Below are 14,142 nucleotides of genomic sequence, written 5' to 3'. Positions count from 1 at the left end.
TGTATATGCACTTGTATATGCACGCTGCAGATGTATGGTGTTGAGATGTTTTGTTGAGCTGCTGTGCATGGCTGCTGTGCTTATGAACTCACAGGAAAAGGCGAGAAGCCTGCAATTCTGCGTCTTCATAGAGCGTCGAAGCCTTGGCAAGAGCATCTTGAATCGCTTCGAGTGACTGCTCGACCTGCTGCTGCGTACTTCGCCATTGGTCGGCAACGGTATTGAACTGGGATGCTGCTCCGCCCGTCCACACACTTTGCAGATCGTTGATATGTGCATACATGCCTGAGACCGCATCGCGTATTGCAGTGATCGAAGAAGAGACAGCTGCGCTTGAAGAGCGAATTCGTTCGGAATCAACTTGATAATTTGGCATAGGTATTCCTTTCGCATAAGGTAATGGGTACGAATACGGGGAAACAAATATTCCAGCCGCTATGGTGGAGGATATGGGAATAATGGACAGAGCCGACAACGGTCACGGCAATGTGGTCGAATATGCTGAGCGCAACGATGGCGTGAGTAAGCGAAGCCGTGCGGCGCTGGTCAGCGTTATCGCTGCAGCTATGGTCATGGCCTTTGCCCTGCTTGCTGCAATCAGTCTTGCCGCGCTATCGAGCAGCCCTGCTCTGGCGGCCACACCCAGTGCATCCTCAAGCTCGTCAGTTTCATCGTCAGCTTCCTCGTCTGCAGCTGCTTCATCGAGCGGCTCGTCATCGGCGAGAATCTCCGATGCGATCACCGATACGCAGAATCTTCTTGGCGGCGATCTTTCATCAGTGACGGACGCGATTGCCCACACCAAGAAAGAGACAGGCGTCACCGTGCGACTGCTGTACCTGGCACAGTTTGAAGCAGGCAAGAATCCTGATACTTGGACGAGTCAGCTTCTGGAATCGCTGAATCCTCAGCCCAATACCGTGATGCTCGCCGTGGCATCACAGGACGGCAACCTGGTCGTTGCGGTCTCTTCTAATTCAGATGAATGGTTGAGAAAGCAGTCAACGGTTGACGATCTGTCGAAGGCTGCGCTCCACCCCATCGTGGCTGACAGCACTCCCGATTGGGCCGCCTCTGCCAAAGACATGATGAATGCCATCGTTCAGGAAAAGAAGACCTCGACGACTACCTCGACCGTATGGGTGGGGGTCGGAATCTTCGCGGCAGTGCTGCTTCTCCTGGCCATCATCACCGTGGCTGTAACGATTATGCGTAGAAGGCACGCGGGCAAGGAACCCAGTGGACGCACTCATTCGCACCGTGGAGAGCGCAAGAATACCGGTGTGTCGTTGAAGAAGACATCACGAAGCAGGCATGCGCGGCATGGTGGAAATTCTGCTGAAAGCGAGAGTAAGCATAATGGCACAAATAATGCAGAAAGTTCTCAGGAAACCTCCAGCCTTTAGAGTCAGGCTATGACCATGAGCAAGCCAATAGAAGCCACAATCGTGGTTGTTGATGATGAACCTTCGATCAGGGATCTCCTGGTCGCATCCCTGCACTTTGCCGGTTTTGAAGTCGAAACCGCAGCCTCGGGTTCAGAGGCCATCGAGGTCATAGAGAAGACACAGCCAGATCTCATTGTGCTCGATGTGATGCTGCCTGATATCGATGGGTTTACCGTCACGCGACGCATCCGTCAGGAGGGCATTGATGCGCCCGTGCTCTTCCTTACCGCTCGAGACGACACGCAGGATAAGGTCATGGGTCTGACGGTCGGCGGCGATGATTACGTCACCAAGCCTTTCAGCCTTGAAGAGGTCGTTGCGCGTATCCGTGCCATTCTGCGCAGAACGCGCGAACAGGTCGAGGATGATCCGATCATCAAGGTCGGTGACTTGGAAATCAACGAAGATTCGCACGATGTTTCCCGAGCGGGACAGTCAATCGATCTGAGTCCTACCGAATACAAGCTGCTGCGCTATCTTATGGACAACGAAGGCAGAGTGCTGAGCAAGGCGCAGATTCTGGATCATGTGTGGCAATATGACTGGGGCGGCGATGCGGCAATCGTTGAATCGTACATCTCGTATCTTCGCAAGAAAGTCGATGGCATCGAGGTGGAGGATGGCAATGGCCAGACCCACAAGGTCGATGCGCTGATCCAGACCAAGCGTGGAATCGGATATATGATTCGCGAACCGAAGACTAATGCGGAATCATAATGGACGCACGTATTGATGCGAGCGAGGCAAAACGCTCGTTCCGGGCTAGAATAAAGCAGCGCTTTTCAAAGTTTTCACAAGGCTTCGCACACAGTGTGGATTCCATACCGCTCAGTACCAAGCTCGTGGCAAGCATGATCGTGGTGTTGATTCTCGGCACCTTCGGCATCACTGTAGCTATCCGCCAGATGGTCGGTGGATACCTCCTGAAAAAAACCGATACGCAGCTCAATCGGCAGGCTTCACTGGTGTTCAGCAACATCCGTCAGCTCAGTCAGGAAGATAGCGCTAAGTCCGCGCTCGGTCCAACAGACTACTTCCTGCAGATCCGTGATGAGAGCAGCAACATCATGACGACTCCGCTGACTCCGAGCCTGCCATCGGGAATCATTTCCACCCCCAATCTTCCTGCGTCGGGAACGATGGGAAACGTCCAGATTTCGGTGCCGTTCACGACATCCGCTCATGTGAGCCATGCCAGTGGTCCAGCAGAGCCTGATATGACTACGGTCAGTATTGCCAAGGCACCTTGGAGAGTGCTCGCGCTGAAGTGGGAAGTCCAGGGCGCTGAAGGTCAGAGTGACACGCATGGCGTGCTGTTCATCGGGCTTTCACTCAGCGATCAGATCGACACCATGCAGACGCTGACGAAATATTGCATTGTCTTCGGCGCATCCATGGTTCTGATGGGTGCTGCGCTGGCACTGTTCATTGTGAATTCGACGCTCACGCCTCTCAAGCGCATAGAGAAGACTGCAGCAAAGATCGCCCAAGGGGACTTGTCCCAACGCATTCCGGCAGTTCCAGAAACGACTGAAGTCGGTTCGCTTTCCGCATCGTTGAACTCCATGCTGGCACGCATTGAGCAAAGCTTCCACGAGCAGGCTGAAACGACCAATAAGATGAAACGTTTCGTCTCCGACGCAAGTCACGAACTGCGAACGCCCTTGGCGGCGATTCATGGGTATGCGGAACTCTATAAAATGCAGCGTGACTATCCTGGAGCGCTGGAACGGGCTGATAAGTCAATCGAGCATATCGAGTCATCCAGCACACGTATGGCCGTGTTGGTCGAGGATCTTCTGTCGCTGGCGCGCCTCGATGAAGGCCGAGGCATTGAACTCAACCATGAAATCAATCTCACGGCCCTGGTCAACGACGCTTCCGATGATCTGCACGCCCTTGATCCCGAACGAACGATTCAGCTGGGGATCATCGATCTCGGAGGAACCCGCTCAACGGTTTCAACGTCGACGCAGCCCATGAACTTCCAATTCCGTGAATCCGCGATTCCCGAGGTACATCTGCAAGGTGATCCAACCAGAATTCGGCAGGTGGTGACCAACATCGTGGGCAACATTCATCGCTACACGCCAAGCGATTCTCCTGTCCAGATAGCCCTGAACGTGCTTCCTGCAACGATAGATCCCCATGAGCTTTCCTCACTGCCTTCGAACTACGCGTCCTTCGCCAAGTTCATCGAAGCCGTTGAAGTTGGAGAAACGACCCATATCGGCAGCTACTATGCGGTGGTGCAGTGCATCGATCATGGACCAGGCGTCCCACCAGAATTCCGGCAGAAACTGTTCGAACGCTTCTATACTGCCGATCCCTCGCGTGCTCGCGAAAAGGGCGGAACGGGACTTGGCCTAGCCATTGCGCAGTCCATCGTGAAGGCGCACCAAGGTTTGATTTGCGCCACTGAAAGCGATGGGGGCGGCTTGACCTTCACCATGGTGCTTCCACTTGCTGAGATCGCCACATATCAGAAATCGTCTGCCCAGGGACAGAAAAGCGATGTTAAGCACAAGGCCGCTGCAAAGACTGCGGCCAAGGCTGCGGCCAAGGGCAAGGCACAAGGCGATGTGAACCATGTGAGTGGTGGAAGTAACGAACTCAGCGGCGACACCCATATGAAGGACATCCATATGGAGGACAACACGCTTGCTGCTTCTCAACAGCATTCGGCAAAAGGCTGAAAGCCCTTCGAAATCTAGCTCAGAGCCGGAACTCGGCACTGCTGAGCTGACCCTGAGGTAGACTGGGTGTTTGATGTGACAAGACGCTTACCAAGACATGCGCAGACGTGTCCCAAGATGTGAAGAGGTGGATTATGCCCAGCGGAAGAGTGCGGTGGTTCGATGCGACCAGAGGTTTTGGTTTCATCACAAGCGACGAAGGCAAGGATGTGTTCCTGCCTGCTCTCGCGCTGCCCGCGGGCGTGAAGACTCTCCGCAAAGGCGCTAAAGTCGAGTTTTCCGTGGCTGAAGGGCGTAAGGGGCCGCAAGCCTTGGACGTGACACTTGTCGGACCGGCACCATCGGTTGTCAAGGCAACCAGACCCAAGGCCGATGACATGGCAGCAATCGTTGAGGATCTCATCAAGCTGCTTGATTCAGCCGGCAATGGTCTGCGCAGACATCATTACCCTTCGCCTGCGGAGTCCAAGAAACTCGCCACGCTGCTTCGTGCAGTTGCCGATAATTTTGACGTACAAGACTAGAAGCTACAGAATCTTCTAGAAAGAGATACGAGGATACAGCATCGTATGACTGAGGATCGAGACATGAATTCGGACATTGATCCCGAAGAGATGGCGCGCTTTACCGCACTTCAGGTGGCTTCGCAGGAGAGCGAAGTAGGGGAATTCGTCACTTCGCAGGATATTGGCGACGGCGTTACCGATTTCCGATTCAAAGCGCATATCCCGGGGTATGAGAGCTGGCAGTGGTCAGTGACCTTGTTCCATGATGTCGATGCCAATCGCTGGACCGTGGATGAATCGTCCTTGATACCTGCAGAAGGGGCTTTGCTGTCCCCACAGTGGGTGCCATGGAAAGATCGGCTTGTCCCTGAGGACTTTTCGGTTACTGATGCCATGGGTACCGAAAGTGACGACAAGCGACTCGAAGACGGATTTCGCAAGGTCGAGGCTTCTGAAAACGCTAATGCTTCCGAAAATGCTAATGCTTCTGAAAACGCTGATGCCGCATCTCAGGCTGAGGACAGTGACACAAGCAAGAACTCGAACAAGGATACGAGCGAGGATGCAAGCAAGGATTCGAACGAGGATCTTGAAGAGGCCGTAGATACCCTGCATCTTTCCCGTCACCGTGTGCTGAGTCCGCTTGGTCGGTCTGAGGCTGCGAAACGCTGGTATGCGGGGCAGGGTGGTCCAAAGTCGTTGTCAACGAAGGCGGCGGAAGGCCATACCTGCGATGAATGCGGATTCTACATTCCTTTGAGTGGTGAGTTGGGAACCATGTTCGGCGTATGCGCCAACCGTTGGAGTCCTGATGATGGGCGAGTGGTGTCGCTCGATCATGGTTGTGGCGAGCACTCCGACATCAATCCACCCGAGATGAATCCGTTGTGGGTGCAATCGGAACCTGCATTCGATGATCTCCATATTGACATCGTGAAGCAGGCACCGCGCGAGGAACACCCTGAAGTCGAATTGATCGAAAAGCTTCAATCCGACGATACGGATTCACTGAACGACAACAACTCAGTGAAAGACAACAACTCAGTGAAAGACAGCACAGATTCGTCGAAAGCTTCTGAGTAATCCCTCAATTTCCACACGCTGGAGTCCAAGCGCATACAAACACCTTCGCGTAGGCAGAAAAATGTTTCTGAGAACTTTTCTGTCTACGCGAACTTGTTCTGTCTAGTGAAATATTCTCTCTAGTGAAATATTTTCTCTAGTGAACGATGGTGACCGTGCATTCTGCAAGGTTCACAAGCTGTCTGCTCACTGATCCAAGCAGTCGAGCGTTCATGCCCGTCAGACCACGAGAACCGACGATAATCCAGCCAGCATATTTCGCAGCATCCATGATTCCCTTGACTGCCGTGGTATGGAATGCATGAAGATGAACCGTCACTGAGCTCGGAATGTGAACTCTCGCGACAATGTCGCGCAGCTTCTCCTCGGCCCGCGCCTGTCCGACATGAATCGGAGCGACCGCATTTTCATAGCCAGGTATCGTGCCCAAATCCTTCATCTGCCAGCACAGAAGCACATGCAGGTCGAATCCATGAACGTCTGCCTCATGCACGGCGAATTCCAAGGCCCTCAAGGAAATCTGTGAACCATCGACTCCCACAACCAGCGGGCTGCGATTTTGCAGCTGCGTCTCTTCCCTCGTTGACTGCTTATCTGATTGAGTACCCGCATCATTTGCCGCATCTTCTGCAGAATCTTCTGCCGCGTCGGTCGGCTCTACCAAAGGCTTGATTCTGGAGGGTGACGTGGCTCCAGACATTGCGCCGGCTCCAGTTAGGGCAGCGGCGATGCTGGCACTTACGGACGCGGAATCCTCTGGTGGAATGTGCACGAGTGTTACCGGAACCTTGGCATCCTCGATCAATGGTGCGGAGGTCGATCCCAGGAACCATCGCGTCAAAGGACCAATGTTTCGTTTGCCGACGACTATCTGCTGGGCATGGCTTCCGATTTCGAGCAACGCTGCAGGGCCGGAGGCCTGCACGGAGGTAAGGGTGAGTCGCTCTGGATCCATGTCAAAGTCAGGAATCGCATCATCGACCCAATCGTTCAGGGTACTGATCAGCGTTTGCCGTAGTTCGTCCCATTCCTTGTCTGTCTTCGGCTCGCTGCCAGCATTCCACGATGGTGTCCATCCAAATACTGCATTGACGTTTTGACCCGAAGCGCTGGCCTCTGCCAACGACCAGCGCAAGGCAGCAAATGATTCGCGAGAGCCATCGAGCCCCACGACAACATCATTCGTGGATGCTTCGTATTGCGGGGCTGCATCTTTCGGTGCTTCGCCCTGCTGATCCGTCACACGTTCTTCAGCCATGAAATTCTCCCAACCTTGTGGTCTTGGAATCTTCATTCCTTCTGTGGTATTCCATCCCAAGCATATCGTTGATTTGCGTTGATAGCGCAATCAAAGAGTGCTTGGAAATAAACGTCAGCGCGAATCTGTAGAGTTACATACAGTCATCAAGGGAAGGACAAGCATGTTCGAACGGTTTACCGACCGTGCGCGGCGCGTAATAGTGCTGGCGCAGGAAGAGGCTCGAGCCCTTCAACACAATTACATCGGTACGGAACACCTGTTGCTTGGGTTGATTCGTGAAGGTGAAGGGGTTGCGGCGAAAGCGCTCGCAGCCAAGGGTGTCGAACTTGAAGCAACCCGCAAGCAAGTCGAAGAGATGATAGGCAAGGGAAATGCCGCTCCAAACGGCCACATTCCTTTCACTCCTCACGCGCGGCAGGTTTTGGAAATGAGTCTGCGAGAAGCATTGCAGCTCGGTCACAGCTATATCGGCACTGAACACATCCTCCTCGGTTTGATCCACGAGGGCGAGGGTGTCGGCACGCAGGTGCTAATCAAGATGGGCGTAGACCTTGGAGATCTTCGCACAAGCACCATTGACACGATTCGTGGCAGCCATGATTCGAAGGATGCTCCCAAGGGCGATCTGGCCAATGCTGGTGGAGTCCAAGGCAAGCAAGGGCAGACCGGATCGGCAATTCTTGACCAATTCGGCAGAAACCTCACCCAAGAGGCCGTCGAAGGCAAGCTTGATCCCGTTATTGGGCGTAGCAAGGAAATCGAACGTGTTATGGTCGTGCTTTCCAGGCGCACCAAGAACAATCCTGTGCTCATTGGCGAACCCGGCGTGGGCAAGACGGCAGTTGTCGAAGGATTGGCACAGAAGATCAAGGATGGAGACGTTCCTGAGACTCTCAAGGACAAGCAGATCTATTCGCTTGACTTGGGTTCCATGGTTGCAGGATCGCGCTACCGTGGTGATTTCGAAGAGCGCTTGAAGAAGGTGCTGAAGGAAATCAAGACACGCGGCGATATCGTGCTCTTCATCGACGAGATTCACACCATCGTTGGTGCCGGTTCGGCAGACGGAGCGCTAGGCGCTTCCGACATGTTGAAGCCGCTGCTGGCGCGTGGCGAGCTTCAGACCATCGGTGCCACCACAACCGACGAATATCGCAAATACATCGAGAAGGATGCAGCTCTCGAACGTCGTTTCCAGCCCATACAGGTTCCAGAACCGACTATCGCAGAGACCATCGAAATCTTGAAGGGCTTGCGCGACCGTTACGAGAACCACCATCATGTGACCATCACGGATGGCGCGTTGCAGTCGGCTGCGGAGCTTTCCGCTCGCTACATTCAGGATCGCAATCTTCCTGACAAGGCTATCGACTTGATTGATGAAGCTGGTGCGCGTCTGCGTATCAAGCGTCTGACGGCACCTCCTGAGCTGCGTCAGCTTGACGAGAAGGTTGCCAAGCTGAATCAGGAGAAGGATCAGGCAATCAAGGATCAGGACTTCGAGAAAGCTGCCGATCTGCGCGACAAGCAGGAGAAGGTGGAAGCCGAACGTAAGGAGAAGGAGCAGGCCTGGCGTGAAGGCGAATCCGACGTACGCATGGTCGTTGATGAAGATGTTATCGCCGAGGTTATTTCTTCAAGCACTGGTATCCCCGTCTTCAAGCTTACGCAGGCTGAGTCCAAGAAGCTGCTCAACATGGAGAAGGAACTGCACAAGCGCATCATTGGTCAGGACGAGGCTGTCTCAGCTTTGTCGAGATCGATTCGACGCACTCGTGTTGGTTTGAAGGATCCACGTCGTCCCGCTGGTTCATTCATCTTCGCTGGTCCGACAGGCGTTGGAAAGACCGAATTGGCCAAGACCTTGGCACAGTTCCTCTTTGACGACGAAGACGCATTGATTCGCGTCGATATGTCGGAGTTCTCCGAGAAGTACGCGGCTTCGCGTCTCTTCGGTGCACCTCCGGGGTATGTCGGCTATGAAGAGGGTGGCGAACTCACTGAAAAGGTGCGTCGCAAGCCATTCTCAGTGGTACTGTTCGACGAAATCGAAAAGGCTCACCCTGATATCTTCAACACGCTTCTGCAGGTGCTTGATGATGGTCATTTGACCGATGGTCAGGGACGCAAGGTTGATTTCAAGAATACGATCATCATTCTTACGACCAATCTCGGTACGCGCGATATCGCAAAGGCTGCCAACACTGGTTTCAATCTCGGTGGAGGTTCCGATACGACCTATCAGCGCATGAAGGATCAGGTTTCGGGAGAACTCAAGCAGCAGTTCCGTCCTGAGTTCCTGAACCGTCTTGACGACATCATCGTGTTCCGTCAGCTCAACGAGCAGCAGGTTCGTGAGATTGTCGATCTTGACATCCACCAGCTCAATGACAGACTCTTCGAACGTCACATGTCTCTCGAACTCACCGATGCAGCCAAGGATTTGCTTGCGCAGAAGGGCTTTGACCCTCTGCTCGGTGCACGTCCGTTGCGTCGTGTGATTCAGCGCGACATTGAAGATGCCATTTCCGAGAAGATTCTTATGGGAGACCTCGGAGACAACGAGAACGTCCATATCGACGCATCCGGCGAAGGCATCCTCGGCGAGTTCACGTTTAAGGGAGAGCCTTTCGCTCCTGATGCAGAGGGCGACAAGCCTGAGTTGGTTGGTGCCTCGGTGGGAACCCCATCGGGAGATCAGGACCCAGACTCTGGCGCATCTCCGACTGATGATGGAAGTGCGAAAGAGTAAGGTCTGAACAGCGATTCAGACACGTAAGATACGCAACATGCCCGCTCACTTGTCCAAGTGAGCGGGCATTTGCATTGCGATTCAGTGTGATATCGAGTTTTGCGGCAATTCTCAAGTATCAAAGCTCATAAATGGCTTTTTCTCGACCCAATATCAACGATTTTTCGTCGTTCTACTTCAGAATTGCCGCAAAACTCAACTATGCTCGTCAAAAACTCAGCAACGCTTGTATGATGACCTGTCTGCAGGTCAGATAATCGTCGGAATTGCGAGGAGCAACGCGATATAGAGGACCGATCCGGCGAGGAAACAGTAATCTTTCGCATCAGTGCTGAGCATTCTAAAGTGAGTTCGCCCCGAACCCCCCTCGTAGCAGCGGGCATCAAGAGCAAGGCTCACATTGTCTGCATGACGCAGCGCACCGGCAAACACTGGAACAACAATGGAAGACAGCGCCTTCACGCGCTGCACAGGTCCACCGGTTTCAACGCTACCACCGCGAGCAGCCTGGGCGTCGATAATTTGCCGCGCCTCGCGTGTCAGCGTGGGTATGAACCTCAAGGCCAGTGACATAACCAAAGAGAGTTCCTGAACATGGAATCCGAAACGCTTCAAAGGAGATAACAGCGATTCCATGGAGTCCGTCATCTCTGTAGGAGTCGTGGTCTGCAAGACCACTGCTCCAAGCATCACAACAAGAGCAAATCTGCAACTGTACAGCACGGCTGACATGATGCCGGCATCGGTAACCATGAGCGCACCCCATTGGAAGAGCACCGTGCCGCTGCGAGTCACCAGAAGATTCAGAATTCCCATGATGATAAGCATCGTGAGCAAGACCTTTACCGTGTGAAGCACATGGCGAAAACCGAGTCGAGACATTGCAACAATGCCAAACACCACGACCGCAGCCAAGCCAAGCTGCCAGAGGCTGTGAATTGCAAAAGCCGTGAACATCATCGCCAGAGCCGATATCATCTTGATGCGCGGATCGAGCAGATGAATCAATGAAGATTTCTTGGCGATGGGGGAGCGCTCCGATGGATTGAATCCATGCCGCGGCTGATCTGAGCGCACATGCAGGTTCAAGGCACTGTCCGTGATCTCGTCATACATGGGCAGCACGTCCTTCGGTTTTCCAAAGGCGAGAAGCGAACCGTGATGCAGCAGCGCAACCTTGTCTGAAAGCAGTTCAGCCTCGTCATGCGAGTGTGTCGTCATGATTATCGTCGTACCTTGCGCCTTGAGCTGCGCAATCAGTGTATACATTCGAGAACGCGCACGAGCGTCGAGACCGGCCGTGGGCTCGTCCAGAACAAGCACGGTGGGTCGGGAAGCGATAACCCCTGCAATCGCAGCCAAGCGTTGCTGGCCTCCAGAAAGCGCAAAGGGCGAGCGGTCAGCATATGCGGCAATGCCAAGGAATTCGAGCGTGTCATCTACTCGTTGTCTGGTCTGTTCGTCAGAGCAGCCGAGGTTATGGGGTCCATACGCAACATCCGCTGCAACCGTGTCTGCAAAGAGTTGGCGCTCGGGATGCTGCATCACATATCCCACGCAGGCTCTCAAGGATTTGCGAAGTTTCCTGCCTTGTTTCCCTCGAGCACCATAGGCGTTGATGCCATTGACTTCGATCGAACCACTTTCAGGTTTGGCAAGTGCACAGATAAGACGAGCCAAGGTTGATTTTCCAGAACCGTTTCTTCCGACGATGGCAACGATTTCACCTTGATGTGCGCTGAAACTCACATCGTTCAAGGCTGGCCTATGGGCATCGGAGAACTGAAATGTCACATGATGTATCGCCAAGGTTTGCTTGCGTTCTTTGCCAATGTCGTCTGCAATGTTGTCTGAAATGTCGTATGAGCCGGCAAACTTAGTCAATGTCTGCGCATCGATGTCATGCTTGCGAATATCTTCAAGTCCATGAGCGTCCACCAATGCTGAGTTATTCAAGAATCCGTGCGGACGACCATCATACGCAATCGTTCCATGATCGAGCACGATCAAGCGATCTGCGGTGCGGGCTGTGTCAAACATATGGGTGATATTGATGATGGTTGTCTTCTCATCACGAAGTCTTTGAATAATTCCCGACACTTCCTGACGGCCAGCATCATCAAGCATGGCAACCGGTTCGTCGAGAATGAGCATTCCCGGATGCATGGCCAGCGCGCCAGCAATGGCGACTCGCTGCTGTTGCCCACCTGAAAGGCGCGAAGGGTCGGCAAGAGCAAAGTCGAGCATGTCAACCTGTTCGAGTGCCTGATGTACGCGCGTTGCAATGTGGTCATGCGGCACGCCAAGGTTCTCAGGGCCAAAAGCCACATCATCCTGGACAACCGTCGTAACTATCTGATCTTCAGGATTTTGAAATACCATACCGATATGCTGGCGCGCCTGCCTATACGCCTGTTCGTCAGCTTGGGTTCCGGAAAAAACCTGCTGGCCCATAAGGTTGACCTGACCGGCATCGGGACTGACGAATCCTGCCAGAATTCTGCCGAGCGTGCTCTTTCCAGAGCCATTAGCCCCAAGAATGCAGATGTATTCACCTTCGTGAATATCTAAGGATATGCCATCCAGTGCCCAGCTCTTGCCATGGTCATAGCTGAATCTCACATCGTTGAGCCGAACATTCTTGGCCGGTTTCACATGTGAACCAGACACAGTCTGATTGACCTGATCGGCATCATCGGTCTGAGCGCTGGCATCTACGGCTTTCGAAGGGGAAATGGCAGGGGAGACCGCAGGTGCGGCGGGCGTATCGGTATGAATCATGTGTGTTTCACCGCTTCACGAGCATCGAAATCGGCTTGTAGATGATGAAGGTGACCACACCATGAATGGCGAGCTTAAGCAGGTTGAACGGCAGCAGAATCGGCAGAATCATAGCTATGACCTGGCTGACGGAAATATTTGCATACAGTGGTGTTACTACGAGATTGCCGAGTATCGCAATGATTAAGGCGCATGCAGATCCGAGCAGGATACCGTAGAGCGCACCGATGCGTGAATGGAAACGACGATACAGCAGAGAAGCTGGAACGCTCAATCCGAGTGCAACGACGATTGCCATGATGCTGCCGAGCGGATTTGCGAACATGTGAGGTATTGAGGAAAGAATGCTTACCAGCACGGCTGCCATCGGTCCGAAGGCGAATCCTGCGATCAGCGACACAATCCCGGAAGGGTCATACTTGAGATACGGCGCTGCGGGGAAAATTGGTAATTCGATAAAGCTTGCAACAATGGCCAGTGCGACGAATAATGCGTAGATTGCTATGCGTCTGGTTGACCAGCGTCCTTCGCTACTGCCCTTGGTTGAATGTGGATCGACACTGTGCTGTGAATTAACACTCTGTGGTGAATTAACACTTTGTGATGAATTAACACTGTCATGTGAATCGACACTGTGTGTAGGCATGCTCATGCTGAGCCCCGTTTCTTCCATCCGGACTGTAACCGTTGGCCTCGGAATCTCACCGAATCAGCCGCTTTCGCGGGTCGCGGGCTTCGCATGTGCGTCATTATGTTCGTGAACGCTGTCGTTACCGCCAGTAAGGAATTTCACCAAACCCTGAAACTGACGAAACCTAATGTATCACAGCACTTCGCTGAGAGGAATAGTCCATGAGTCATTTCGACTCTGCTCCGCTTACGAATCATGCCGAATACCATGTCTAAGAATGAATCAGGCCAATGGTGACTGCACGGTAGTCGTATCTTAGAATCCATCCCTGTCTCTACGCTGCTGCGCAAGCTGGTAGACTTCGCAATCCGATCTCACTCCAACAACTTCAACAATCATTTCGGATTCGGAGCGTTTGAGTCGATATATCGCTCGAACTCCGACTTTTTGAAATTTGACTTTGAATAATCCGCCGAGGCGAGTATGAGAGCGGCTGCTGTTCCCGAGCGGCTTTCCGTATCCGCCTTCGTTTCTGGGGAGTGGGTTCATTGATACTCTCTCTAGCGCGGACATTACTTGTGCTCTTACGGTTTTATCCAGCTTTTTTATGTCTTTTATGGTGTCTGGAGCAAAGAGAAGGGTCCATGTCATGAAATCTCCAATTGCTCTGCTGCTTCTATGTCGCTTTCATTCAACTGCATGGCATGCAGTGCCTCGGAACGTGAGAGATTAGCTGTGTTGTCGTCTGATTCTATGCGTTCTGCAGCAAGACGGAAGTCCGAGGAGTCTTCAAGCTCTTCTATGAGTCCTTTGTATTCATGATAAGAAAGAATGACGGCAGTCGGGACATTTCGTTTCATGACGAAGATGGGTTTGCCGTCTTCTGCACGTTCAAATGCCTTGGTTGCATGTCCTTTATTGAAATCGCTTATGGGCACGAGTCTATCCATAACTGACAACGCAGATGACAGTGACATGAGAATC

General features: G+C 53.0%; 11 protein-coding genes and 1 riboswitch. Of the genes, 6 read left to right on the top strand and 5 right to left on the bottom strand.

What is annotated here, in order from left to right; genetic code table 11:
* Positions 1-88 precede the first annotated feature (88 nt).
* Positions 89-376 (bottom strand): WXG100 family type VII secretion target, encoded by a 288-nt coding sequence (locus QN215_RS06670; RefSeq protein ID WP_369343549.1) that lies wholly within the window; start codon positions 374-376, stop codon positions 89-91.
* A 73-nt stretch (positions 377-449) separates the two neighbouring features.
* Here QN215_RS06670 and QN215_RS06665 point away from each other — a divergent pair, with 73 nt between their 5' ends.
* The 5 genes from QN215_RS06665 to QN215_RS06645 all read left to right on the top strand — a co-directional run bounded on the left by QN215_RS06665 (position 450) and on the right by QN215_RS06645 (position 5,733).
* On the top strand, positions 450-1,406 hold the full coding sequence (locus tag QN215_RS06665) for a TPM domain-containing protein (RefSeq protein WP_369343548.1): 957 nt from the start codon (positions 450-452) through the stop codon (positions 1,404-1,406).
* A gap of 15 nt (positions 1,407-1,421) precedes the next feature.
* Positions 1,422-2,165, top strand: coding sequence for a response regulator transcription factor (locus QN215_RS06660; protein ID WP_369343547.1), 744 nt, complete (start codon positions 1,422-1,424; stop codon positions 2,163-2,165).
* A 134-nt stretch (positions 2,166-2,299) separates the two neighbouring features.
* On the top strand, positions 2,300-4,144 hold the full coding sequence (locus QN215_RS06655; RefSeq protein WP_369345106.1) for an ATP-binding protein: 1,845 nt from the start codon (positions 2,300-2,302) through the stop codon (positions 4,142-4,144).
* 134 nt (positions 4,145-4,278) lie between these two features.
* Positions 4,279-4,668 (top strand): cold-shock protein, encoded by a 390-nt coding sequence (locus QN215_RS06650; protein ID WP_369343546.1) that lies wholly within the window; start codon positions 4,279-4,281, stop codon positions 4,666-4,668.
* Between the two features lie 45 nt (positions 4,669-4,713).
* The gene (locus QN215_RS06645) at positions 4,714-5,733 is read left to right on the top strand and encodes a DUF3027 domain-containing protein (protein WP_369343545.1); all 1,020 of its coding nucleotides are present in this window, start codon (positions 4,714-4,716) and stop codon (positions 5,731-5,733) included.
* Between the two features lie 136 nt (positions 5,734-5,869).
* Here the strand turns inward: QN215_RS06645 and QN215_RS06640 are convergent, their stop codons facing one another.
* The gene (locus tag QN215_RS06640) at positions 5,870-6,991 is read right to left on the bottom strand and encodes a universal stress protein (RefSeq protein ID WP_369343544.1); all 1,122 of its coding nucleotides are present in this window, start codon (positions 6,989-6,991) and stop codon (positions 5,870-5,872) included.
* Positions 6,992-7,154: 163 nt separating this feature from the next.
* On the opposite strand from QN215_RS06640, the gene QN215_RS06635 reads away from it, so the two are divergent.
* Entirely contained in the window at positions 7,155-9,746 is a 2,592-nt protein-coding gene (locus tag QN215_RS06635; protein ID WP_369343543.1) for an ATP-dependent Clp protease ATP-binding subunit, read from the top strand.
* A gap of 249 nt (positions 9,747-9,995) precedes the next feature.
* Here QN215_RS06635 and QN215_RS06630 read toward each other — a convergent pair whose 3' ends face one another.
* The 3 genes from QN215_RS06630 to QN215_RS06620 all read right to left on the bottom strand — a co-directional run bounded on the left by QN215_RS06630 (position 9,996) and on the right by QN215_RS06620 (position 14,135).
* Positions 9,996-12,527, bottom strand: coding sequence for an energy-coupling factor transporter ATPase (locus QN215_RS06630; protein WP_369343542.1), 2,532 nt, complete (start codon positions 12,525-12,527; stop codon positions 9,996-9,998).
* A gap of 7 nt (positions 12,528-12,534) precedes the next feature.
* Complete coding sequence (locus QN215_RS06625; protein WP_404978524.1) at positions 12,535-13,173, bottom strand: ECF transporter S component; 639 nt, start codon at positions 13,171-13,173, stop codon at positions 12,535-12,537.
* Positions 13,174-13,184: 11 nt separating this feature from the next.
* A riboswitch (FMN riboswitch) is annotated at positions 13,185-13,338 on the bottom strand.
* Between the two features lie 467 nt (positions 13,339-13,805).
* Complete coding sequence (locus QN215_RS06620) at positions 13,806-14,135, bottom strand: type II toxin-antitoxin system prevent-host-death family antitoxin (RefSeq protein ID WP_369343540.1); 330 nt, start codon at positions 14,133-14,135, stop codon at positions 13,806-13,808.
* Between the last annotated feature and the right edge of the window lie 7 nt (positions 14,136-14,142).

The organism is Bifidobacterium sp. WK041_4_12 (assembly GCF_041080795.1).
Lineage (GTDB): Bacteria > Actinomycetota > Actinomycetes > Actinomycetales > Bifidobacteriaceae > Bombiscardovia > Bombiscardovia aquikefiricola.
Note: the sequence above shows the minus strand (reverse complement) of the source record. Positions and strands in the feature narration are given on the sequence as shown.

Bases quoted from the DNA above. Each gene is read 5' to 3' on its own strand.
- QN215_RS06670 (WP_369343549.1), bottom strand. From the start codon at position 376: ATGCCAAATTATCAAGTTGATTCCGAACGAATTCGCTCTTCAAGCGCA.
- QN215_RS06665 (WP_369343548.1), top strand. From the start codon at position 450: ATGGGAATAATGGACAGAGCCGACAACGGTCACGGCAATGTGGTCGAA.
- QN215_RS06660 (WP_369343547.1), top strand. From the start codon at position 1,422: ATGAGCAAGCCAATAGAAGCCACAATCGTGGTTGTTGATGATGAACCT.
- QN215_RS06655 (WP_369345106.1), top strand. From the start codon at position 2,300: ATGATCGTGGTGTTGATTCTCGGCACCTTCGGCATCACTGTAGCTATC.
- QN215_RS06650 (WP_369343546.1), top strand. From the start codon at position 4,279: ATGCCCAGCGGAAGAGTGCGGTGGTTCGATGCGACCAGAGGTTTTGGT.
- QN215_RS06645 (WP_369343545.1), top strand. From the start codon at position 4,714: ATGACTGAGGATCGAGACATGAATTCGGACATTGATCCCGAAGAGATG.
- QN215_RS06640 (WP_369343544.1), bottom strand. From the start codon at position 6,991: ATGGCTGAAGAACGTGTGACGGATCAGCAGGGCGAAGCACCGAAAGAT.
- QN215_RS06635 (WP_369343543.1), top strand. From the start codon at position 7,155: ATGTTCGAACGGTTTACCGACCGTGCGCGGCGCGTAATAGTGCTGGCG.
- QN215_RS06630 (WP_369343542.1), bottom strand. From the start codon at position 12,527: ATGATTCATACCGATACGCCCGCCGCACCTGCGGTCTCCCCTGCCATT.
- QN215_RS06625 (WP_404978524.1), bottom strand. From the start codon at position 13,173: ATGCCTACACACAGTGTCGATTCACATGACAGTGTTAATTCATCACAA.
- QN215_RS06620 (WP_369343540.1), bottom strand. From the start codon at position 14,135: ATGTCACTGTCATCTGCGTTGTCAGTTATGGATAGACTCGTGCCCATA.